The 21,537-nt window shown below is 67.0% G+C and carries 18 protein-coding genes and 1 tRNA gene; 11 read left to right on the forward strand and 8 right to left on the reverse strand.

What is annotated here, in order from left to right:
• The first annotated feature begins 45 nt into the window (after positions 1 to 45).
• Positions 46 to 1,887 (forward strand): potassium transporter Kup, encoded by a 1,842-nt coding sequence (locus tag ACYJP6_RS19545; RefSeq protein ID WP_459477507.1) that lies wholly within the window; start codon positions 46 to 48, stop codon positions 1,885 to 1,887.
• A gap of 47 nt (positions 1,888 to 1,934) precedes the next feature.
• Here the strand turns inward: ACYJP6_RS19545 and ACYJP6_RS19550 are convergent, their stop codons facing one another.
• The 5 genes from ACYJP6_RS19550 to ACYJP6_RS19570 all read right to left on the reverse strand — a co-directional run bounded on the left by ACYJP6_RS19550 (position 1,935) and on the right by ACYJP6_RS19570 (position 6,782).
• Positions 1,935 to 2,240, reverse strand: coding sequence for a hypothetical protein (locus tag ACYJP6_RS19550; protein ID WP_459476996.1), 306 nt, complete (start codon positions 2,238 to 2,240; stop codon positions 1,935 to 1,937).
• A 95-nt stretch (positions 2,241 to 2,335) separates the two neighbouring features.
• On the reverse strand, positions 2,336 to 3,610 hold the full coding sequence (locus ACYJP6_RS19555) for a virulence factor family protein (RefSeq protein ID WP_459476998.1): 1,275 nt from the start codon (positions 3,608 to 3,610) through the stop codon (positions 2,336 to 2,338).
• Positions 3,611 to 3,617: 7 nt separating this feature from the next.
• Positions 3,618 to 6,275 carry a bifunctional lysylphosphatidylglycerol flippase/synthetase MprF gene (gene mprF / locus ACYJP6_RS19560; RefSeq protein ID WP_459477001.1) on the reverse strand — a complete coding sequence of 886 codons (2,658 nt, stop codon included), beginning with the start codon at positions 6,273 to 6,275 and terminating at the stop codon, positions 3,618 to 3,620.
• A 192-nt stretch (positions 6,276 to 6,467) separates the two neighbouring features.
• Positions 6,468 to 6,544 (reverse strand) — tRNA-Met (locus tag ACYJP6_RS19565).
• A 91-nt stretch (positions 6,545 to 6,635) separates the two neighbouring features.
• Positions 6,636 to 6,782, reverse strand: coding sequence for a hypothetical protein (locus ACYJP6_RS19570; RefSeq protein ID WP_459477003.1), 147 nt, complete (start codon positions 6,780 to 6,782; stop codon positions 6,636 to 6,638).
• 169 nt (positions 6,783 to 6,951) lie between these two features.
• Here ACYJP6_RS19570 and ACYJP6_RS19575 point away from each other — a divergent pair, with 169 nt between their 5' ends.
• The 3 genes from ACYJP6_RS19575 to dinB all read left to right on the forward strand — a co-directional run bounded on the left by ACYJP6_RS19575 (position 6,952) and on the right by dinB (position 8,720).
• Positions 6,952 to 7,263: a hypothetical protein gene (locus ACYJP6_RS19575; protein ID WP_459477006.1), complete on the forward strand. Its 312-nt coding sequence runs from the start codon at positions 6,952 to 6,954 to the stop codon at positions 7,261 to 7,263.
• Between the two features lie 32 nt (positions 7,264 to 7,295).
• Entirely contained in the window at positions 7,296 to 7,529 is a 234-nt protein-coding gene (locus ACYJP6_RS19580) for a hypothetical protein (RefSeq protein WP_459477008.1), read from the forward strand.
• Between the two features lie 93 nt (positions 7,530 to 7,622).
• Positions 7,623 to 8,720 carry a DNA polymerase IV gene (gene dinB / locus ACYJP6_RS19585; RefSeq protein ID WP_459477010.1) on the forward strand — a complete coding sequence of 366 codons (1,098 nt, stop codon included), beginning with the start codon at positions 7,623 to 7,625 and terminating at the stop codon, positions 8,718 to 8,720.
• Between the two features lie 7 nt (positions 8,721 to 8,727).
• Here the strand turns inward: dinB and ACYJP6_RS19590 are convergent, their stop codons facing one another.
• On the reverse strand, positions 8,728 to 11,496 hold the full coding sequence (locus ACYJP6_RS19590; protein WP_459477012.1) for an ATP-binding protein: 2,769 nt from the start codon (positions 11,494 to 11,496) through the stop codon (positions 8,728 to 8,730).
• Between the two features lie 210 nt (positions 11,497 to 11,706).
• Between ACYJP6_RS19590 and ACYJP6_RS19595 the strand changes: the two genes are divergently transcribed.
• The 5 genes from ACYJP6_RS19595 (at position 11,707) to mazG (ending at position 18,147) form a co-directional block, all read left to right on the forward strand.
• Complete coding sequence (locus tag ACYJP6_RS19595; protein WP_459477014.1) at positions 11,707 to 12,597, forward strand: alpha/beta hydrolase; 891 nt, start codon at positions 11,707 to 11,709, stop codon at positions 12,595 to 12,597.
• Positions 12,598 to 12,677: 80 nt separating this feature from the next.
• The gene (cysM, locus tag ACYJP6_RS19600) at positions 12,678 to 13,577 is read left to right on the forward strand and encodes a cysteine synthase CysM (protein ID WP_459477016.1); all 900 of its coding nucleotides are present in this window, start codon (positions 12,678 to 12,680) and stop codon (positions 13,575 to 13,577) included.
• Positions 13,564 to 14,928 carry a 23S rRNA (uracil(1939)-C(5))-methyltransferase RlmD gene (gene rlmD / locus ACYJP6_RS19605; RefSeq protein ID WP_459477018.1) on the forward strand — a complete coding sequence of 455 codons (1,365 nt, stop codon included), beginning with the start codon at positions 13,564 to 13,566 and terminating at the stop codon, positions 14,926 to 14,928. The genes cysM and rlmD overlap by 14 nt, the downstream gene beginning before the upstream one ends.
• A gap of 63 nt (positions 14,929 to 14,991) precedes the next feature.
• The gene (gene relA, locus ACYJP6_RS19610; protein ID WP_459477021.1) at positions 14,992 to 17,232 is read left to right on the forward strand and encodes a GTP diphosphokinase; all 2,241 of its coding nucleotides are present in this window, start codon (positions 14,992 to 14,994) and stop codon (positions 17,230 to 17,232) included.
• A 69-nt stretch (positions 17,233 to 17,301) separates the two neighbouring features.
• Positions 17,302 to 18,147: a nucleoside triphosphate pyrophosphohydrolase gene (gene mazG / locus ACYJP6_RS19615; protein ID WP_459477023.1), complete on the forward strand. Its 846-nt coding sequence runs from the start codon at positions 17,302 to 17,304 to the stop codon at positions 18,145 to 18,147.
• Positions 18,148 to 18,262: 115 nt separating this feature from the next.
• Here the strand turns inward: mazG and ACYJP6_RS19620 are convergent, their stop codons facing one another.
• On the reverse strand, positions 18,263 to 18,577 hold the full coding sequence (locus ACYJP6_RS19620) for an EscU/YscU/HrcU family type III secretion system export apparatus switch protein (protein ID WP_058785280.1): 315 nt from the start codon (positions 18,575 to 18,577) through the stop codon (positions 18,263 to 18,265).
• A complete protein-coding gene (fliK, locus tag ACYJP6_RS19625; protein ID WP_459477025.1) occupies positions 18,574 to 20,145 on the reverse strand; it encodes a flagellar hook-length control protein FliK in 1,572 nt (523 codons plus the stop codon). Before fliK ends, ACYJP6_RS19620 begins: the two co-directional genes overlap by 4 nt.
• Positions 20,146 to 20,253: 108 nt before the next feature.
• Between fliK and ccmA the strand changes: the two genes are divergently transcribed.
• Together ccmA and ccmB are read left to right on the forward strand one after the other, a co-directional pair.
• Positions 20,254 to 20,859 (forward strand): cytochrome c biogenesis heme-transporting ATPase CcmA, encoded by a 606-nt coding sequence (gene ccmA / locus ACYJP6_RS19630; RefSeq protein WP_459477027.1) that lies wholly within the window; start codon positions 20,254 to 20,256, stop codon positions 20,857 to 20,859.
• Positions 20,856 to 21,527, forward strand: coding sequence for a heme exporter protein CcmB (gene ccmB / locus ACYJP6_RS19635; RefSeq protein WP_145009055.1), 672 nt, complete (start codon positions 20,856 to 20,858; stop codon positions 21,525 to 21,527). The genes ccmA and ccmB overlap by 4 nt, the downstream gene beginning before the upstream one ends.
• The last annotated feature ends 10 nt before the right edge of the window (positions 21,528 to 21,537 follow it).

Consider the following 21,537-nt stretch of genomic DNA (forward strand, 5'->3'; position numbering starts at 1 on the left):
CGTCCGGAACACGAGCACGGTGGTAAAGCCCCTTCGGCCTTGGGAATGATCGTTCTCGCCACCGGCGTGGTGTACGGTGACATCGGTACCAGCCCGCTCTATACGCTCAAGGAAGTCTTTTCGCCCCACTATGGCCTGCCGCTGAACCACGACAGCGTGCTGGGCATCCTGTCGTTGATCTTCTGGTCGCTGATCTGGGTGGTGACCCTCAAGTACATCACCTTCGTCATGCGTGCCGACAACCAGGGGGAGGGCGGCATCATGGCGCTCACCGCCCTGGCTCGCCGCGCGGCTCAAGGCTCGCCGCGCCTGGCCACGACCCTGGTGCTGCTCGGGCTGTTCGGCGCGGCACTGTTCTATGGCGACAGCATGATCACCCCGGCGGTGTCGGTGCTCTCGGCCGTGGAGGGCCTGGAACTGGCGTTCGATGGACTGGACGCCTGGGTGGTGCCCATCGCCCTGATCATCCTGGTGGGCATCTTCGCCATCCAGAAGCGCGGTACCGCGACCATCGGCAAGTTCTTCGGCCCGGTGATGGTGCTCTGGTTCACCTCGCTCGGCGCCCTCGGGGTCTATGGCATCGTCCAGCAGCCCGAGGTGCTCAAGGCCTTCAATCCCTACTGGGCGGTAGAGTTCTTCGCCGCCAATCCGGCCAAGGGCTTCATCGTCCTGGGCGCGGCGGTCCTGGCCCTGACCGGTGCCGAAGCCCTCTATGCCGACATGGGCCACTTCGGCCGCAAGCCCATCGCCCGCGCCTGGTTGCTGCTGGTGCTGCCGGGGCTGGTACTCAACTACTTCGGCCAGGGCGCGCTGCTGCTCGCCGACCCGTCCGCCGTCCGCAATCCCTTCTACCTGCTGGCGCCGGAATGGTTGCTGCTGCCGATGATCGGCCTGGCGACCCTGGCCACCGTGATCGCCTCCCAGGCGGTGATCACCGGGGCCTTCTCCATGACGCAGCAGGCCATCCAGCTGGGGTATATCCCGCGCATGCAGATCCAGCACACCTCCAGCCAGGAGCAGGGGCAGATCTACATTCCGCTGATGAACTGGACGCTGATGCTGGGGGTGATCTTCCTGATTCTCACCTTCCAGTCCTCCGCCAACCTGGCCGAAGCCTACGGCGTGGCCGTGACCGGTACCATGTTGATCACCAGTTGCCTGGTGTCGGCGGTGATCCTGCTGCTGTGGAAGTGGCCGCGGTGGGCCATGGTCCCGCTGCTGATCGGCTTCCTGCTGGTGGACCTCCTGTATTTCTCCGCCAACGCGCCCAAGATCTTCTCCGGCGGCTCCTTCCCGGTGATCGCCGGTATCATCATCTTCACCCTGCTCACGACCTGGAAGCGCGGTCGCCAGTTGGTGGTCGACCGCCTGGACGACGGCGCGCTGCCGCTGCCGATCTTCATCAGCAGCATTCGCGCGCAGCCGCCGTTCCGCGCCAAGGGCACGGCGGTATTCCTCACCGCACGGACCGACGTGGTGCCCCACGCCATGCTGCACAACCTGCTGCACAACCAGGTGCTGCACGAGCAGGTGGTACTGCTCACGGTGCGGTACGAGGACCGGCCGCGGGTGTCACGCGGGGAACGGATGGAGGTCGAGGACTTCGGCGATGGCTTCTATCGCGTGGTGCTGCACTACGGCTTCATGGACGAGCCCGACATTCCTCTGGCGCTGAGCCACTGCCCGCATGCGGATCTGGATTTCACCCCGATGCGCACCACCTATTTCCTCAGCCGGGAGACGGTGATCGCCTCCAAGCGCCTCGGCATGGCGCCCTGGCGGGAAAACCTCTTCGTGTTCCTGATGAAGAACGCCAACGGCAACCTGAGATTCTTCAAGCTGCCGGTGAACCGGGTGATCGAGTTGGGGACCCAGGTCGAGATCTGATCCGTCCCGCCCAGAAAAAAGGCCCCTGCAGGGGCCTTTTTTCTGGGCTAGTTGAACACCGCTGGCGGCAGGGCGTCGGGATCGGTGATGAAGGGCATCTGCCAGCTGTCGAGGCTATGGCCGCGACCTTCCAGTTCGCTGCGCACGGTGCCTATGTAGCCCGCCAGGCGCAGCGGATCGCTGTAGTCCGCCTCGCTCAGCTGGTCCTCGGTGTAGAGCGTCCGGCCCTTGGCGTCGACCACGCCCAGGGCGAGGTCGTGGCCGTCGGCGCCGGAGGACACCAGGCAGCCAAGGGGTTGGAAGGCATCCACCAGGATCTTGCTGGCGGCATCGGCGGATAGCGGTGTACTCATGACAGGGTCTCCGTGGCTATGCAGCCATAGACCGCCGGAGACAGCACCCTTGTTCCAGCCGTTCGTCCGGGCCCCGCGGGCCCGGACGCTGCACGCTATTGCGGCGTACGGGCCTCGATGGCCTTGACCATGAAGTCGGCCAGCTTGTCGTAGTTCTCGTCGAAGTGGTGACCGCCCGGACGGCCCAGCTTCTCGCCCGGCTGGCCCGGCTGGGTGCAGCCGCTCTCGTCCTTCTCTTCCTCGCCATAGACGCAGAACAGCTTGGCAGCGGGAATCTTGCTGGTTTCCGGCAGGGTATCGGCCTCGTCGCCCGGCTTGCCGAGCCAGCCTTCCACGGCGATCTCGAAGTTGCTCTTGCGGCTGAAGGCGAGCAGCAGCAGCGAGGACACCTGGTCCTGGTCGGCCTTGGGCAGGCGGTTGTACACCGCCGGCAGGATGTCGGCGCCGAAGGAATAGCCGGCCAGCACGAAGTGCTTGGCGTTCCACTTCTCGCGATATTCCTGCATCAGGGCGGCCAGGTCGGCGGCGACCTGCTCAGGGCTCTTGTGCTGCCAGAAGTAGCGCAGGGAGTCGACGCCGACGACCGGATAGCCTTCCTCGTTCATGGCCTGGGCCGAGAGACGGTCGATATCGCGCCAGCCACCGTCACCCGAGTAGAAGATGGTGACGACGTCCGGATGGCCCGGCTTGACGTCCGGGTCGGCGGGCATCTCGATGGTCGGGATGTCATTGTGCTGGCCGAGCAACCGCGTCTTGAGCTGTTCGCGCAGGACCACTGGCAGGGCGGTGCCGTAGTCGGCGATGGTCAGGTCGGCGTTGCTCTGCTGGCGCACGAAGATGGCCGACTCGTCGGTGGGATGGTCATTCCAGGCGATATGCCACTGACCGGCGGCGGCCTTGGCCGGCAGCGGATCGGGGCAGTCGAGGGTGTCCAGGTTGAAGCCGACGCTGAGGGCGGCGACCTTGTCGCCGCTCTGGGTGGCCAGCCAGCGCCAGGCCCGGGCGGCGCCCGGGCCGATGCCGCCGACAAAGGTCGGGGCGGCGCTCAATTCCTTGGCCGCGCTGGCGAAGTCGTCGCTCTGCGCCTGACAGCTGTTGAGCACCTTGACCTCGTACTGGACGATTTCGGCGCCGGTGTTGGTGGCCAGGCTCAGCAGGTCGGCATCGGCCAGCTGCAGGTCCGGCGGGGTGGCCAGCACCACGCGGGCATGGGGCTCTCCCTTGGGCGCCGCCATGGTCAGCAGGCGACCGTCCGGCTGGGCCTGTACCCTGACCTGGGGCGCCGCTGGCCAACGATGGAGCCACCACCAGCCCAGGCCCCCGGCGATCAGCAGGATGACGAGCAGTACCGCGAGTGCACGTTTCAGCATAGAAGTCTCAACGTTTGACCAGGCCGGTATAACCCCCGGCGATTAGGGCAGCGGTATCGGCGAAGGCGACCAGGGGGTCCAGGCCGGCGGGCACGGCCATGTAGCGCGGCTCCCACTCCGGATCGAACTTGTCCTTGAAGCGACGCAACCCCTGGAAGTTATAGAACTGTTCCCCCCGCCTGAACACCATGGCGCCCAGGCGCTGGGTGATGGGCGCGCCACGGCGGGGATGCAATCCCGCCAGGGGCACCATGCCCAGGGAGAAGCGCGCGAAGCCGGCGGCCTTGAAGTGCAGGATCAGCCCGAGCATGAGGAATTCCATGGTCTGCTTGGGGGCATCGGCGGTGACCCGCATCAGATCGATGCTGGCCAGGTCCGGCCGCTCGGTCTCCAGCAGGTTGGCGAAGGCCACCGCCTTACCCTGGAAACGCACCACGGCGATACGGAAGTGGCTAAGGTAGGCCTCGTCGAAGCGGCCCAGGGAAAAGCCTTTCTCGCGCACCTGCTTGCTCTCCAGCCAGACGTCGGAGATGGCCCTCAGCTCGTCCAGGGGCGCTTCGCCGGGCGCATGGAACTCGATGGCCAGGCCGTCGCGCTGGCCGCGGTTCCAGGTATAGCGCAGGTCCTTCTTGCCCTTGCTGTCCAGGTCGAAGGCGTGGAGGTCGACACGGGCCTCTTCACCGAGCTTGAGCGCGGTCAGGCCGATGTCCATGTAGAACGGCAGGTTCTCGGCACGGACCTGGTAGAACACCGGGCGCGCATGGTGCAGGTCGCAGAGGTCGCGGAATTTCCAGATCAGCTCGGCGCGCGGCTGCGCTCGCCCGATGGGGTCGAACAGGGCGATCAGGCTGCGACCCCGCCGGCCGTACATCAGGAAGGCAGCATCGCTTTCGTGGAAAAGCAGCGCCTTGTCGCCGGTCATCACCAGGCCGCCATCCGGCTGGCTGGATTTGCGCACGATGGCGAAGGCGCGTTCGAGCTCCGCCGCATCGGGCGCCTCGATGGCGGGCGGCGCCGCACGCAGCAGCCAGCCCAGGGCGATGATCAACAACAGCACCGAGCTGCCGAGGGCGGCCCGCAGGCCGCGGGGAGCATCGGCGTCCAGGGCGAACTGCCACCAGAGGCGGGTCTCGTAGGGTACGTCCTGGTAGGCGAACAGCAGCAGCCAGACCGACGCCGCGACCACGCAGATGCTGGCGGTCACGTACAGCGGCGAGAAGGGTTGCTCCATCAGCCGGCTGCGGCGGTAGAAGGACTTGCGGAAGGTGGCGAGCAAGGCCGCCGTCATGGCCAGGATGGAGGCTTCCTCCCAGTCGAAACCTTTCAACAGGGACAGCAGGGAACCCAGCAACAGCAAGACCAAGGTCACCGCCCAAGCCGCGGACAGGCGCCGACGCAATCCCTGCGCCAGCAATAGACAGACGACGCCGATCAGGCTCGCGCCCAGGTGGGAGGCATCGATCAACCGCTGGGGCAGCAGGAAATCCATGCCCTCCAGGCGGGTGTCTATTTCAGGGGTGACCCCAGAAAAAAGCAGCACCACCCCAGAAAAAAAAACCAGGATGGCCAGGATGGGCGCCGCCAGGCCCGAGGCGACGCGCACCGCCGGGCTGTTCGACAGCAGGCGCCGGCCCTCGCTGAACAGCAGCACCAGGCAGGCGATGACGAAGGGCAGCAGCACATAGAACAACCGGTACACCACCAGCGCCGCCGCCAACTGGGCCGCGCCCAGTTCGTTGGCGAAGGCCGCCAGCAGTACCGCTTCGAAGACGCCTACGCCACCCGGTACATGGCTGAGCACACCGGCGGCCAGGGCCAGCAGGTAGACGAGCAGGAAGGCGCCGAACGGCGGGGCGGTCGGCAGCAGCAGGTAGAGCACCATCGAGGCGGCGATGACGTCGAGGATGGTAATGGCCAGTTGCAGGGCCGACAGGCGCAGGGTCGGCAGGCGCAGGACGCGCTTGCCAAGGCGGAAATGCAGGGCGTGGGCACAGGGCTGCTCGGGCGCCCGCCAGCGGCGCAGCATCAGGATGCCCACCGCGTAGCCAGCCAGGATCAGCCCGGCCACGGTGACGATCACCGCCTCCGGCACCCGCAGCGCCTGGGTGGAGGCGGGCAGGTTGGTCAGGGCGGCGATGGCGGCCAGTGGCGGCAGGGCGGTGCCCAGGGCCAGGCTGGAGAACACCGTCATCTGCGCCACTTCCAGCGCGCTGAGGCCCTGGCGCGCATAGAGGCGATAACGAACCGAGCCACCGGACAGCATGGACAGGCCCACCGCGTTGCCGATGGCGAAGGCGGTGAAGCCGCCGAGGGTCCAGGCCCGTGTCGGCAGCTTGACGTCGGCGAAGCGCATCGCCGACCACTCGTAGCCGAGCAAGATGGCGAAGCCAGCCGCGGCTGCCAGGAGCGCGCCGATCAGGGAGGAATGCGGGATGTCGTGCAGGGCATCGTGGAGGGCTTCACCGTCGATGCTGCTCAGCAGGTGCCAGCAGACCACCAGGGCGGCAGCGAACAGCACCAGGGTCACGCCCAGCTCGATGGGTTGCCGATAGGCCGTCAGCCGCTCCAGCAGGCGCCAGGGCAGCGCCGGAGGGGGGGTAACGGGATGCTCCGCGGGGGACACCGGCTTCGAGGAGACCTCTTTGGCTGGATCAGGTGCAGTCATGCAAACTCCTCTGAACAGGAAACGCGCGTCAGATTACTGGTCGCGCGCGGTTTGCCAAGCCTTGTACAGATAAAAAAGCTCTATACCAATCTTTGTAGCCGTTATAGCTACAGAGTTCGCACCGCTTGGGACCAGCCCGGGGCCAAATTCCAAGCAAAAAAAAACCACTCAAGAGAGTGGTTTTTTCGAATTTGGTTGCGGGAGCTGGATTTGAACCAACGACCTTCGGGTTATGAGCCCGACGAGCTACCAGACTGCTCCATCCCGCGTCCGATGGGGCTCAGTATAGGGCCAAGAAAAAATTCGTCAAGAAAAAATTTAATATTCTTCAAAGGCTTATTTGGCGAGGCCGGGGCGAGGTCATTTGTCCCCGTCGCTTTTCTGCATCTGCACCGAGGCCTTTTCCCCGCTGGAGCGATTCTGCTGATCCGACTGGTCGCGATCAAAGCAGCCGCCGAGCAGGAGGCTGGCGATGAGGGCGGTGGACACGAGTAGAGGGCGTTTCATGAGTAGTCTCCTGGATGTACGTCATCTGTCGACCCAAGGTCCAGGAAAAGAGTCCCCGGACCCGACGGGAGCCGCTTGCAGCCAAATGAGAAGGTGATAGCAAAACGCCGCTTCGCTGCTGAGCGAATAATGGCCATGTGCTATCCTTGGTGCGTTACGGAGAACTCCCATGCACCAGGATTCGAACGGTCTGGATCAGCGCATCATGCGCGTGATGGAACAGGATGTAGCGGCGCTCGTCGCCCAGTTGTGCAATCTTTCGCTGGCGTTGACCGGTAGCAGCGCCAACGGTGCCACCGAGATGGCACTTAAGGTCGTGCAGAAAGTCGAATTGCTCGTCGACGACATGAAGACGCTCCGCGCTGCCGCGCAGGAGCTGCTGGATAACACCTCCCGCCATGTTCGATCCGGCCAACCAGAGGATCTGAGCGTCATCGCCGGCGACGAGAGTGCTCCTTTCGACGATGGGCAGCGCGACTGAGCCGTTTGACCAGGAAAGTCCGAGGGGTCGCCATGAATCTCCTGCTGGAAACCTTGCTTCATCACCTCCAGGGCCTGGGCCGCATCGAGTTCCTCGAGCGCAGCGAGCATTTCGCGCGGTTGATGGTCACCACGGCGGACGGGGTGATCGCGGAGCGCGACCTCTATTATGACCAGCTGCATCACGCCCACGACCTCAAGGCCGTGGTCGATGAGTTGCGCGAAGAGGTCGTCTATCGGCAACGACTGTTGCAGGACGTCGGCTAGCGTTCGATTCGTCGCCCGCCGTGGACAAATCCGGGTGAGCTTGGCTTACTGTACGGATAATCAGCCACAATGCCCGGCCCGGCATCCTCTTCCATGGCTCCGGATACCTCTCCCGCCCAGCTGCCGCCCCAGCCGCAGCGCAAGATCATCCATGTCGACTGCGACTGCTTCTATGCGTCCATCGAGATGCGCGATGACCCGCGCCTGGGTGGCAAGCCGCTGGCGGTAGGGGGCACTCCCGACCGGCGCGGGGTGGTCGCCACCTGCAACTACGAGGCACGGGCCTTCGGCGTGCGCTCCGCGATGTCGTCGCACCAGGCGCAGAAGCTTTGCCCCGACCTGGTGTTCGTCAAGCCACGCTTCGATGTCTATAAGGAAGTGTCGCGGCAGATCCACGGGATCTTCCAGGACTACACCGAGCTGATCGAGCCGCTGTCCCTGGACGAGGCCTACCTGGACGTTACCCGCTGCGAGCTGTTCAACGGCAGCGCCACCCTGATCGCCCGGGATATCCGCCGCCGGGTCTGGGAGGAGCTGAATATCACCGTGTCCGCCGGGGTAGCGCCGAACAAATTCCTCGCCAAGATCGCCAGCGACTGGAAGAAGCCCAATGGCCTCTTCGTCATCGCCCCTCACGAGGTCGCCGATTTCGTCGCCGAGCTGCCGGTGGCCAAGCTGCACGGGGTGGGTAAGGTCACCGCGGACAAGCTCAAGCGGCGCGGGATCGTGCGCTGCAGTGATCTGCAGGCCTGGTCGCGTTTCGACCTGCTACGCGAATTCGGCAGCTTCGGCGAGCGGCTCTGGTCGCTGGCCCAGGGGATCGACGAGCGTCAGGTCAAGGTGGACAGCCAGCGGCAGTCGGCCAGTGTCGAGCGCACCTATGATCGCGACCTGCCCGACGCGGCGGCCTGCGTGAAGGAGTTGCCCGAGTTGCTGGCCAAGCTCGAGGAGCGGCTGACCCGCCTGGCCGATCGCTATCGCCCGGAGCGGCCCTTCATCAAGGTCAAGTTCCACGACTTCACCCAGACGACCCTGGAGCAGCAGGGCGCCGGGCGTGACCTCGACAGCTATCGACGCCTGCTGGAGCAGGCCTATCGCCGCGGCAACCGGCCGGTGCGCTTGCTCGGCGTAGGCGTGCGCCTGACCGACCTGCGCGAAGCGGCGCTGCAGCTCAGGCTGTTCGAGGACTAGTGCCCGCTCAGAGCGGGCTCTTGGCCTGGGTGGACAGGTTGACGATGGCCGCGTCCAGTTCGTCCAGCGCGGGGCTGGAGGTGGGCGCGCCCTGCTTGAGCAGGGTCTCGCTGTGCTGGCAGGCGGCGCGCAGCTGGGGCACGCCGCAATAGCGGGTGGCGCCGTGCAGGCGGTGGACCCGTTCGATGAGCGCGATGCGGTCGCCGTCCTCGCGGGCCTGGCGGATGGCCTGGCGGTCCGCGGCCAGAGAGGCGAGCAGCATGCTCAGCAGGTCCTTGGCCAGGTCCGGCTTGTTGGCCGCGAGGCGCAGTCCCTCGTCCTGGTCCATCACCGGCAGGGTGGAAATGTCCTGGCCGCCGCTGTTGAGGCTGGCGACCTCGGGCGCCGAGCTGTGCAGCAGGCGCAGCCCGGTCCACTTGAGGATGACCTGCGCCAGTTGCCGGTCGCTGATGGGCTTGGTCAGGTAATCGTCCATACCGCTCTGCAGCAGGGCACGTTTCTCGTTGGCCATGGCGTGGGCGGTGAGGGCGACGATGGGCACCGGCGTGCCGCCTTCGCTGGTTTCCCAGTCGCGGATCGCCTCGGTCGCCTGGCGACCGTCCATGCCGGGCATCTGCACGTCCATGAACACCAGGTCGAAGCGTTCCTGCTGGACCGCCTCCACGGCGGCATAGCCACTGTCCACGGCGGTGACCTGGGCGCCCAGGTCGGTCAGCAGGGTCTCCACCAGCAGCAGGTTGGCCGGGTTGTCGTCCACGCAGAGCAGCCGGGGCGGGCGGTCGGTGATGCCCAGGCCGCCGCTTTCGTTGCGTTGCGGTCGCTGGTTGAGCAGCTCGGCCACCGCCTGTTCCAGCTTGCGGCTGCAGGCCGGCTTGGCGTGCAGCTGGCAATGGACGTCGGGCAGCGAGGCATGGAAGACCGCCTGGTCGGTGGTCGGGCAATAGACCAGGGTATTGCAGTCCTGGCGGCCCAGCTCCCAGATGCGTTCGGTGAGCAGGTCCGGCGGGATGCTGCGGGCACTCACGCCCAGCACCGCCAGGCTCACCGGCAACTTGCCGGAGGCGGGATGGGCGACGGCCTCGCTGAGCTGTTCGAGGGTCTCGAACAGCTCGACGCTCAGGCCGCATTCCTCGAGTTGGTGCTGCATGGCCTGGCGGGTGAGGGGGTGCGGCTCCATCAGGCCGACGCGACGGCCGGCCAGGGCGATACGCTTGTGGTTCTCCACGCTGCCGTGGGCCTTGGGCAAGTTGAGGGTGATCCAGAATTCCGAGCCCTCGCCCGGAATGCTCTCCAGGCCGATCTCGCCGCCCATCTGTTCGATCAGGCGCTTGGAGATCACCAGGCCGAGGCCGGTACCGCCGGCCTGGCGAGTCAGGGAGTTGTCGGCCTGGGAAAAGGCCTGGAACAGCATCTGCCGGTCTTCTTCGGTCAGGCCGACGCCGGTGTCCTGGACGCTGATGCGCAGCTGGGCATGGTCGTCGGTCTCTTCCTCGACCATGGCGCGCACGGCGATGGTGCCCGAGTGCGTGAACTTGATGGCGTTGCTCACCAGGTTGGTGAGGACCTGGCGCAGCCGCTGGGGATCGCCGACCAGATGGGTCGGGGTGTCGCGATACACCAGGCAGACCAGCTCCAGGTGCTTCTCGTGGGCCGAGGGCGCCAGGATGGTCAGGGTGTCCTGGATCATGTCGCGCAGGTTGAACGGCAGGTTCTCGAGCACCAGCTTGCCGGCTTCGATCTTCGAGAAGTCGAGGATCTCGTTGATGATGCCCAGCAGGCTCTCCGCGGAATTCTGGATGGTGCTCAGGTAATCCTGCTGGCGCGGGGTCAGCTCGCTCTTCTGCATCAGGTTGGTGAAGCCGATGATGCCGTTGAGCGGAGTGCGGATCTCGTGGCTCATGTTGGCCAGGAATTCCGACTTGATGCGGCTGGCTTCCAGGGCCGCCTTGCGGGCCAGGTCGAGTTCGATGTTCTGGATCTCGATGGTTTCCAGATTCTGGCGCACGTCTTCGGTGGCCTGGTCGATGTTGTTCTGCATCTCGAACTGGGCGTTTTCCATGGCTTCGGCCATGCGATTGATGCCGGTCGCTAGTTCGTCGAATTCGGGGCTGCCGAGCTGGGTGGGCAGTCGCGTTTCCAGGCGGCCTTCCTGCAATTGGCCGACGCCCTGGGCGATCACCTGCAGCGGCCGGTTGATGCGCCGGCCCATGCGCACCGCGACGAAGGCGGTGAAGGCCAGGCCGAGCAGGATCAGCAGCAGCCCGGCGACCAGGTTGCGGTAGCCACGCAGCAGGGTGGCGTGGTGCGAGAGTTCCAGCTGGATCCAGCCCAGGGTCTGGGGCGTCGCCGGGCTGCCGTCGCTGCGGGTCAGGCGCAGGTCGTGGGTCTGCACCGGCAGATTGAAGTGGGTGATATCCAGCCCGGATCTCATGCTGATGGTCTGGAAGTCGCCGCCGCTGAGCTCCATGGTCATCGAGGGACCGGCATGGGCGAGGACGTTACCGTCGGCGTCGAGGAAGCTGATGGCGCGCACGTCGGCCTGGTCCAGGGCGCGCTGGGCGATGCGGTTGAGCTGTTCGTTGTCGCCGGTACGCATGGCCGGGGCGATCAGCGGGGCCATCTGCTGGGCCACCAGCTGGCCGTGCTCGATCAACTGGCTGCGCATGTCCGACAGCTGAACCCAGCTGAAGTAGACCCCCAGCAGGGCCGCCATGCAGCAGGTCGGGAGGACGCTTAACAGCAGGATGCGCCCCTTGAGTCCCAATTCGTCCAGCACTACTCGTCCCCCAGGGAAATTGGCGAGTCTAACTCCTTTACCAAATGTAAAGAGAGTCTTTGCGAAAGGGGTCGCACCCCCTGTTTCGCCGATCCGCGAAAATTCGCGAACGATGCCACGGCGCTAGTCCGGGGTGCACAACCATCGTCCCGGAAGGTGGTCTGGTAGGGACTGCCGGTCGCTCCGGTGCGGTTCGTTCGAGGAGATCCTTTGAAGAAGAGTTGCAGTCTGATGCTGGCCGGGGCCCTGTTGCTGGGCACTGGCTGGATGGCGCCGACCCAGGCCCAGGAGCCGAAGAAGACCACCCTGGTGGAGCGGGGGTCGATGTATTACAGCTTCGAGACGCACCTGCTCGACTCGGCGGACGGCAAGCGACGCTATCGGGTCTATATCGGCATTCCCAAGCAACCGGCGCCGATGATGGGCTATCCCGCGCTGTTCCTGCTCGACGGCGATGCGGCCCTGGCGCAACTCCAGGATGTCTGGCTGTCCCCGCATAAACTGAAGAGTCCGCCGGTGCTGGTGGCCATCGGTTATGCCGATGCGGCCGACGCCATGCAGGAGCGCACCTACGACTACACCCCGGCGCCCAATGGCGGCCGCAGCCGAGACGACGTGCGCAAGGACTGGCCGGCCGGTGGCTCGCGGGCCTTCCTCGACCTGATCGAGCAGCGCATCAAGCCGCTGCTGACCCAGAGCGTACCGGTCGATCCCAATCGCCAGACCCTCTGGGGGCATGGCTACGGTGGGCTGTTCGTGCTCGACACTCTCTACCGCCAGCCCCAGGCCTTCCAGCGCTATGTGGCGAGCGACGTGGCCTATGGCTGGCAGCAGGGCCATATTCTCAAGCGGGCCCAGGAGTTCCAGGGGGTCGGCGGTGCGCGTCCGGTGCAGCTCTGGCTGTTCTCCGGCAGCGAGGACCTGACCCGCAAGGTGGCGGCCGATGCTCCCGCCCGCCTGGCCGAGCGCCTGGCCAGTCTGCCAGGTATGCAGGTGACCCCCCAGGTGCGCCCCAACCTGGGCCCGGAAGCCATCCTGTCGCTGAGTCTGCCCACCGCCCTGGAGGTCGCCAGCGACGGCGTCCCCCCGGCTCGACCCTAGGGCGGCGCCGGACGGGTAGGGTCAGCGCGGGTTTGGGGGTATCATGGAAGGCTTTCACCCCTGGCGGAACGAGCTGATCCATGAGTCTGCACTATCCCACCATCGCCGATTGCATCGGTAACACGCCGCTGGTGCGCCTGCAGCGCCTGGCCGGCGACACCCGCAGTACCGTGCTGCTCAAGCTGGAAGGCAACAACCCGGCGGGCTCGGTGAAGGACCGGCCGGCGCTGTCGATGATCCGCCAGGCCGAGGCCCGGGGCGACATCCAGCCCGGGGATACCCTCATCGAGGCCACCTCCGGCAACACCGGGATCGCCCTGGCCATGGCCGCCGCCATCATGGGCTACCGCATGATCCTGATCATGCCCGACAACTCCAGCGCCGAACGTAAGGCGGCCATGACCGCCTATGGCGCCGAACTCATCCTGGTCAGCAAGGAAGAGGGCATGGAAGGCGCGCGCGACCTGGCGACCCGGATGCAGGCCGAAGGCCGCGGCAAGGTGCTCGACCAGTTCGGCAATGGCGACAATCCCGTGGCCCACTACCTGGGTACCGGGCCGGAAATCTGGCGCCAGACCCACGGCAGCATCACCCATTTCGTCAGCTCCATGGGTACCACCGGGACCATCATGGGCACCTCGCGCTACCTCAAGGAGCAGAATCCCAAGGTGCAGATCGTTGGTCTGCAGCCGGAGGAGGGCGCGGCCATCCCCGGCATCCGCCGTTGGCCGGAGGCCTACCTGCCGAAGATCTACGAGGCCAGCCGCGTGGATCGCATCATCGACATGTCCCAGCAGGAAGCCGAGGACACCATGCGCCGCCTGGCGCGCGAAGAAGGCATCTTCTGTGGCGTCTCTTCCGGCGGCTCGGTGGCCGGCGCCCTGCGCATCGCTCGGGAAGTCGAGGATGCGGTCATCGTCGCCATCATCTGCGACCGTGGCGATCGCTACCTGTCGACCGGCGTCTATGACGCGCGCTAAGCGAGGCGGCGGCGGGCTGCGCTTCCAACCCGCCGGGGGCGCCCGTGCCGCCGCGGTACCGACCGGCAAGCGCCAGGTGCTGGGCATCGAGCGGCTGGCCAACGATGGCCGCGGCATCGGCTACGAGGGCGGGCGAACCTGGTTCGTCGCCGGCGCGCTGCCCGGCGAGCGGGTCGAGGCGCGGGTCCTCGGTGCCCGCAGCCAGGTGGTGGAGGCCCGTACCCTGAAGGTGCTGGAGGCCAGTCCGCTGCGGCGTACACCGCCCTGCACGGTGGCCGATCGCTGCGGGGGATGCACCCTGCAGCACCTGCCCCACGGCGACCAGCTGACCCTGAAGCAGCAGGCTCTGGCGGAACAGTTCCAGCGCCTGGCGGGCGTCCAGCCGCTGGCCTGGGCCGCACCGCTGGTCGGCCCCGAATTCGGTTATCGCCGGCGTGCCCGCATCGCGGTGCGCTGGGACGACCGCCAGGCCCGCCTGGAAGTGGGCTTTCGCGCCGAGTCCAGCCAGGACATCGTCACCCCGGATGAGTGCCTGGTGCTGGTGCCCGAGCTGCAGCTGTTGCTGCGCGCGCTGCCGGATCTGCTGGGCGGCCTGGAGCGGCCCCAGGCCATCGGCCACGTCGAACTCTTCCAGGGCACGACGACGGCGCTGCTGGTACGTCATACCCAGGCCTTGCTACCGGCGGACCAGGACCGGCTGCGCGCCTTCTGCGCGGCCGCCCAGGTCCAGCTCTGGTGGCAGGGCAAGGGCGAGCCCGAGCCGGACCACGCGGACACGACACTGGGCTATCGACTGGCACCCTGGGGGCTAACGCTCGCCTACCGGCCGGGTGATTTCGTCCAGGTCAACGCGCCCATCAACGAGGCCATGGTCGCCCAGGCGCTGGACTGGCTGGCGGCGACCGCCGAGGATCACGTCCTCGACCTGTTCTCCGGCCTGGGCAACTTCGCCCTGCCGCTGGCGCGTCAGGCACGGACGGTCACCGGCATCGAAGGGGTAGCGGCGATGACATCACGGGCAATACAAAATGCACGTGACAACGGCATCGGCAACGCGCACTTTCTACAGGTGGACCTGTCGAACCCGCTGCCCACCGAGCTGGGCGCCCATTCGCTGGCGTTGCTGGATCCGCCGCGCGATGGCGCGCTGGAGGTGGTCCGGCAGCTCAAGGGGCTCGGGGTGGGGCGACTGGTATATGTCTCCTGCAACCCCGCCACCCTGGCACGGGATGCGGGTGAGCTGGTGCGACAGGGCTATCGCATGACACGCGCGGGCATTCTCGACATGTTCCCGCAGACCGCCCATGTGGAAGCCATGGTGTTGTTCGAAGCGGGCGGGATGCCCGGGTAACGACGGCTCGCCAGCCAGTGCGAGCCAATCCGGCGAGAACGCTGCGCCGTGAGGAAGGGGTAGATGGTACAGGTCAGAGCGCATCAGCCAGTCAACGTCGATGGCAGCATCAACCTCCACGCCTGGCTGGATCATATCCAGAGCGTGGATCCCAATCTCGATCGCGAGGCCTTACTGGACGCCTGCGGCTTCGCCCGCACGGCGGAAGAGAATTCCGGGCAGATCGAGCACACCTGGGCGGAAGGCACCTCCAGCTTCCACACCGGCCTCGAGATGGCGGAGATCCTCGCCGACCTCAAGCTGGACCAGGACAGCCTGATCGCCGCCATCGTCTACCGGGCGGTGCGCGAGGGCAAGGCGACCCTGGAGTCCGCGGCCGAGCATTTCGGGCCGGTGGTGGCCAAGCTGATCGAAGGCGTGCTGCGCATGGCGGCGATCAGCGAAAGCCTCAATCCGCGCAAGTCCATGGTGCTGGGTAGCCAGACCCAGGTCGACAACCTGCGCCGCATGCTGGTGGCCATGGTCGACGACGTGCGCGTCGCCCTGATCAAGCTGGCCGAGCGCACCTGCGCCATCCGTGCGGTGAAGAACGCCACCGAGGAGCGGCGCAACCGGGTGGCCCGCGAGGTCGCCGACATCTATGCGCCCTTGGCACATCGCCTCGGTATCGGTCATATCAAGTGGGAGCTGGAGGACCTGTCCTTCCGCTACCTGGAGCCACAGCAGTACAAGCAGATCGCCACGCTGCTGCACGAGCGCCGGCTGGATCGCGAGCAGTACATCGCCGACGTCATGCGCCAGCTGCGCGACGAGCTCACCGCCACCGGCATCAAGTCCGATCTCAGCGGCCGGGCCAAGCACATCTATTCCATCTGGCGGAAGATGCAGCGCAAGGGACTGGAATTCAGCCAGATCTACGATGTGCGGGCGGTGCGGGTGCTGGTACCCGAAGTACGCGACTGCTACACCGCGCTGGGTATCGTGCATACCCTCTGGCGGCACATTCCCCGCGAGTTCGACGATTATATCGCCAATCCCAAGGAGAATGGCTACCGGTCCCTGCACACGGCGGTGATCGGCCCGGAGGGCAAGGTGCTGGAGGTACAGATCCGCACCCACGCCATGCACGAGGAGGCCGAGCTGGGCGTCTGCGCCCACTGGCGCTACAAGGGCACCGACGTCAAGTCGGCGTCCAATCACTACGAAGAGAAGATTTCCTGGCTGCGCCAGGTGCTGGAGTGGCACGAGGAGCTGGGCGACATCGGCGGTCTCGCCGATCAGTTGCGGGTCGACATCGAGCCGGATCGGGTCTACGTCTTCACCCCCGACGGCCACGCCATCGACCTGCCGAAGGGCGCGACCCCGCTGGACTTCGCCTACCGGGTGCACACCGAGATCGGCCACAACTGCCGCGGCGCCAAGATCAACGGCCGTATCGTGCCCTTGAACTACCAGCTGCAGACCGGCGAGCAGGTGGAGATCATCACCGGCAAGCAGGGCTCGCCCAGCCGCGACTGGCTCAATCCGAACCTCGGCTACGTCAACACCTCGCGGGCGCGGGCCAAGATCGTCCACTGGTTCAAGTTCCAGGCCCGCGACCAGAACGTCGCCGCCGGCAAGGCCATGGTCGAGCGCGAGCTGTCGCGCCTGGCGTTGCCGCCGGTGGATTTCGACAAGCTCGCCGAGAAGGTCAACTACAAGGGCGCCGAGGACATGCTCGCGGCCCTGGGGGCGGGCGACCTGCGCCTGGCCCACGTGATGCACGCCGCCCAGCAGCTGGTGGAGCCGGACAAGGGCAGCGATACCCTCGACCTCATCCCGCGTAAGCCGACCAACAAGCCGGGCAAGCGTGGCGATGTGCAGATCCAGGGGGTCGGCAACCTGCTCACCCAGATCGCCGGTTGCTGCCAGCCGGTGCCGGGCGACGCCATCGTCGGCTACATCACCCTCGGTCGCGGCGTGACCATCCACCGGCAGGATTGCGCCAACGCCCTGCAGCTGGCCAGCCGCGAGCCGGAGCGGACCATCCAGGTGAGCTGGGGTCCGGTGCCGGTGCAGACCTATCCGGTCGACATCCTCATCAAGGCCTTCGACCGGTCCGGCCTGCTGCGCGACGTCTCGCAGATCCTGCTCAACGAGCGGATCAACGTGCTGGCGGTGAATACCCGCTCCAATCGCGAGGAAAACACCGCCAACATGCTGCTGACCATCGAGATCCCCGGTCTGGACGCCCTGGGGCGGCTGCTCGGGCGCATCTCCCAGCTGCCCAACATCATCGAAGCCCGGCGTAACCGCGCTGCCTGAGTGGCGTGACGACGACCTCCACGAGGCGCCTCTGGCGCCTCGTGCCTTTTTCCGTGACAGGATTCATCCATGTACCAGCTTGACGACCTGCTGCACCTCATGGCCCGGCTGCGCGATCCCCAGCACGGCTGCCCCTGGGACCTGCGCCAGGACTACGCCAGCATTGTGCCGCACACCCTCGAAGAGGCCTACGAGGTGGCCGACGCCATCGCCAAGCGGGATTTTCCGCAGCTGCGCGACGAACTGGGCGATCTGCTGTTCCAGGTGGTGTACTACAGCCAGCTGGGCCGCGAGGAGGGGCGCTTCGATTTCGCCCAGGTAGTGGACGCCATCACCCGCAAGCTGGTGCGGCGCCATCCCCATGTCTTTCCCGATGGCGATCTGCACGGGCCGCTGGACCTGCCGCGGCTCGACGAGGCGACCATCAAGCGGCGCTGGGAAGAGATCAAGGCCGAGGAGCGCGCGGAAAAGTCGGCGGCGCCCGAGCAGCTGTCGTTGCTGGATGACGTACCGGCCGCGCTGCCGGCGCTGAGTCGTGCGGCCAAGCTGCAGAAGCGTGCCGCCACGGTCGGTTTCGACTGGGCCGATGCCACGCCGGTGGTGGCCAAGATCCAGGAGGAACTGGACGAGGTGCGCGAGGCCATGGCCAACGGCCAGGCCGCCCAGGTAGCGGAAGAGGTGGGTGATCTGCTGTTCGTGATGGTCAACCTGGCGCGCCACCTGCACGTCGATGCCGAAGATGCCCTGCGCCAGGCCAACGCCAAGTTCGAGCGGCGCTTCCGCTATATCGAGGAAGCCTTGAGCGCTCAGGGACGAACGCCCCAGGACGCCAGCCTGGAAGAGCTGGATGCCCTCTGGGACGCCGCCAAGGTGGAAGAGAAGGGCGCCGTCGGGCATTCGTTGCAGCGGGGGTAAGGCAGGTTTTGCGGTTTTATCGCGGCCATGGCGGTCCGCCGATGTGGCCGCTCCTACAGGGCGCCATGTACCCGTAGGAGCGGCCCATGGCCGCGATTAGATTAGGAACGGTCGCCTACGGCATCCTTTCCCAACCCGGCGAATGATCCGGCTGGTCGGCCAGGTGCGCCGGGCATTTGCCCTTCAGGTGCCAGGCGAAGGCGATGATTTCCGCCAGGGTGCGATAGAGCGCCTCGGGAATCTCCGAGCCCAGCTCCAGGCGCGCCAGGATACGCACCAGGTCGGCGTTCTCGTAGATGGGTACCTCGTGCTCGCGCGCCGTGGCCAGGATGAGTTCGGCCAGTTCGGCATCGCCCTTGGCGGAGAGGATGGGGGCGCTGCTGCCGTCATAGGACAGGGCGATGGCCTGGCGAGGGGCGGGCGTGCTCATGCGGTGTCGTCGATCCAGCGTTGTTCGAGGGAAGTTCGGGGGTGGCGCGCGGGGCGGCCCTGGCGGCTGCTGAGGTCGCCGACCACGAAGCCGGCGGCCAGCAGGCGCTCGCGCAGATGGGGCAGCTCGGTGTCGATCAGCAGCGCGGTGGCGCCTTTTTCCGCCCAGAATTCGCTGGAGAGGCGGCCGCTGGCTAGCTTGGCACGCACCTGCAACGGGCCGAGCGGCGCCAGGTCGAAGGCCAGTTCCACCTTCCACAGGCTGTCGCGGGCTTCGCCCTGGGGATCCGGCGGCGGACGCTCTTCCTGGAAGCGAACCTGCACGGCGCCCAGCCGCTCGCCATCGCGCCAGGGGATCTCGGTCTGCCAGGTCGAGAGGTAGTAGCCATCCGGCAAGACCTGGGTCTGGGCCAGGCTGGCGAGCTGATGGGTCTGCAGCCGGGCGATGACCCCGGTGGCCAGCTGCAGCAATTCGTCGAGTTCGGCATTGGTCGCGCTGAGGCCGCGCCCGTCGCGTTCTCCCAGCGGGAAATCCAGGGCGGTGGGCTGGCGACCAGGGTTGGCGGCGCCGCCCAGGGCGCGCCGCAGGGCATCGGGCAGGTTCTGCTGGGCGGCTTGGGCCGCCACCTGGGGATTGCGTAGCGCATCGTCCGGGAGGCTGGCCAGCAGGCGATCGACCAGGCGCAGCAGATTGGCCTTGAAGTCTTCCTGGAGGTCGGGTGCGTTGCGCTCCAGCAGTTGCTGCTCCAGTTGCAGTCCGCTGCGGGCGAGGGCGCGGGTCCAGCCCTCCGGGGTAGTGAGCGCCTCGCTATCCGCCAGGTTGCCCAGCAGCGCCTTGAGCGCGGTGCTCACCGCAGGTGGTAGTTCCTGTTCGGGCAGGGCCTCCTGCAGCCATTGCAGCAGGGCGTTCATCGACAGCTGCCGCTGCCCCTGGCCTTGCAGCTGGCGGTCGATATCGAGCTGGTCGAGGCGCTGCGCCATGGGCAGCACCGTGACCTCCTGGCTGTCCTTGATCACCACGGTGAGCAGGCTGCCCACCGGCACCGGGCGCAGCGACTCCAGCTGCAGTTGCCGGCCTTCGAGGCTCGAGGTCAGGGCCTTGGCGATCACCGCGTAGGTGGGGGCGGTCCCGCCCTGCTGCAGCTGGTTGCTCACCACCCGCAGTTGCAGGGTGGTGCCTACCGGCAGCTGGCGCAGGTCCAGTTGCTGCAACGGCGGGGGCGCCGCCTCGCCGTCCAGGCTCTGCAACAGCACGGCCAACTGGGTGGAGCCCAGGGTACTCACCAGCAGCTGGCTGCCCACCGGCAGACTATTGGTCGGGCTCTGGGTGGTGAGCAGCACGCTGCCGCCCTGGGCGAGCTGCAGTTGCAGCAGGAACTGGAAGCTCTGGCCGGCCGTCCGGGTGGCGAGCACCTCGGCGGTGGCCGTGGTGCCGGGTGGAATGAGGTCGTCGAGGGACTGCAGGGCCTGCAGGATCTGCGCGCCGGCATCCGCGGCCGCCGCCGCCGCCCGCACGGGGAGGGTGGGCGTGACGCCGGGGCTGGGTTGGATCGCGGAGATGGAGGTCATCGAGCAGGTCCGGGAGAGTCGCCTGTGTATAATGACGCGCCTCTAGAGGCGTGTGCCGGGTTAACGGCCATTGCCGGATCGACTTTAGTGCCCGTGGAACCTCATGTCTTGAAACAGCCCCTGCTCGACGCCGTCGCGCTCCGTTGCGAACGGGGCGGCCGCCTGCTGTTCGATGGTCTGGGCCTGAGCGTGCAGGCGGGTGAGCTGCTGCAGATCGGCGGGTTCAACGGCAGCGGCAAGACCAGCCTACTGCGGATCCTGGCGGGACTGCTGCCAGCCGACGCCGGTGAGGTTCGCCGGCCGGCGGCGAGCGAGCTGCTCTGGCTCGGGCACACCCCGGGCATCAGCGATGGGCTGACCGCCCGGGAGAACCTCCATACCCTGGCCAGCCTGGGGCGGCCGGCGACGGCCGCGGCCTGTGCCGAGGCCCTGGCCGCGGTCGGCCTGGCCGAGTGGGCGGAAGAACGCTGCGCCCAGCTTTCCGCCGGGCAGCGCCGCCGGGTCGCGCTGGCGCGCCTCTATCTGGCGGACGCGCCGCGGCTCTGGCTGTTGGATGAACCCTTCACTGCCCTCGATGCGGTGAGCTGCCAGCATCTGGAGCAGCGGCTGCAGGCGCATTGCGCCCAAGGCGGCGCCGTGGTGCTGACCAGCCATCGCGAGTTGGAGCGTGCACCCGAGCGGCATCGCTGGCTGCAACTGGATGGCGGCCGATGAGCGCGGCCTGCCTGGCCATCCTGGGCCGCGAATGGCGGCTGGCCTGCCGGCGGCCGGCGCAGTGGCTGACGCCGCTGGCCTTCCACGCCCTGGTGGTCACCCTGTTTCCCCTGGCCCTGGGCGCGGACAGTCGCCAGCTGGCGACCTTGGCCCCGGGCCTGCTGTGGATCGCGCTGCTGCTGGCCCTGCTGCTGGGCCAGGAGGGGCTGTTCCGCAGCGACTGGCAGGATGGCTCCCTCGAGCACTGGCTGCTGGCGCCCCAGCCGCTGGCGCTGCTGGTACTGCTCAAGCTGCTGGTGCACTGGTGCTTCGCCGGCCTGGCGCTGGTGGCCCTGACGCCCGTGCTGGCGCTCATGCTCGGGCTGCCCGCCGCGGCATTGCCGGCCATGCTGGTGGCGCTGGTGCTGGGCAGCCTGGCGCTGACCCTGCTCGGGGCCATAGGCGCCGCCCTCACCGTAGGACTCGCCCGCGGCGGCCTGCTGCTGGCGCTGCTCAACCTGCCGTTGCAGATCCCCATCCTCATCCTCGGTACCCGCGCCGTGGACGCGGCCAGCCAGGGCTTGCCGGTGGCGGGGCTGCTGCTCTGGCTCGGCTGCCTGGCGTTGCTGGCCCTGACCCTGGCGCCCCTGGCGGTAGCCGCCGGCCTGCGCATCGGGGCCGCCCAATGACGAGAACGAC

It is taken from the genome of Pseudomonas sp. No.117, assembly GCF_054558395.1.

Coding starts and splice junctions, on each gene's coding strand:
- rlmD (WP_459477018.1), top strand. CDS start 13,564: ATGACGCGCGCTAAGCGAGGCGGCGGCGGGCTGCGCTTCCAACCCGCC.
- ACYJP6_RS19580 (WP_459477008.1), top strand. CDS start 7,296: ATGAATCTCCTGCTGGAAACCTTGCTTCATCACCTCCAGGGCCTGGGC.
- cysM (WP_459477016.1), top strand. CDS start 12,678: ATGAGTCTGCACTATCCCACCATCGCCGATTGCATCGGTAACACGCCG.
- ACYJP6_RS19575 (WP_459477006.1), top strand. CDS start 6,952: ATGCACCAGGATTCGAACGGTCTGGATCAGCGCATCATGCGCGTGATG.
- dinB (WP_459477010.1), top strand. CDS start 7,623: ATGGCTCCGGATACCTCTCCCGCCCAGCTGCCGCCCCAGCCGCAGCGC.
- fliK (WP_459477025.1), bottom strand. CDS start 20,145: ATGACCTCCATCTCCGCGATCCAACCCAGCCCCGGCGTCACGCCCACC.
- ACYJP6_RS19570 (WP_459477003.1), bottom strand. CDS start 6,782: ATGAAACGCCCTCTACTCGTGTCCACCGCCCTCATCGCCAGCCTCCTG.
- ACYJP6_RS19620 (WP_058785280.1), bottom strand. CDS start 18,577: ATGAGCACGCCCGCCCCTCGCCAGGCCATCGCCCTGTCCTATGACGGC.
- ACYJP6_RS19550 (WP_459476996.1), bottom strand. CDS start 2,240: ATGAGTACACCGCTATCCGCCGATGCCGCCAGCAAGATCCTGGTGGAT.
- ccmB (WP_145009055.1), top strand. CDS start 20,856: ATGAGCGCGGCCTGCCTGGCCATCCTGGGCCGCGAATGGCGGCTGGCC.
- relA (WP_459477021.1), top strand. CDS start 14,992: ATGGTACAGGTCAGAGCGCATCAGCCAGTCAACGTCGATGGCAGCATC.
- ACYJP6_RS19555 (WP_459476998.1), bottom strand. CDS start 3,610: ATGCTGAAACGTGCACTCGCGGTACTGCTCGTCATCCTGCTGATCGCC.
- ACYJP6_RS19545 (WP_459477507.1), top strand. CDS start 46: ATGATCGTTCTCGCCACCGGCGTGGTGTACGGTGACATCGGTACCAGC.
- mazG (WP_459477023.1), top strand. CDS start 17,302: ATGTACCAGCTTGACGACCTGCTGCACCTCATGGCCCGGCTGCGCGAT.
- mprF (WP_459477001.1), bottom strand. CDS start 6,275: ATGACTGCACCTGATCCAGCCAAAGAGGTCTCCTCGAAGCCGGTGTCC.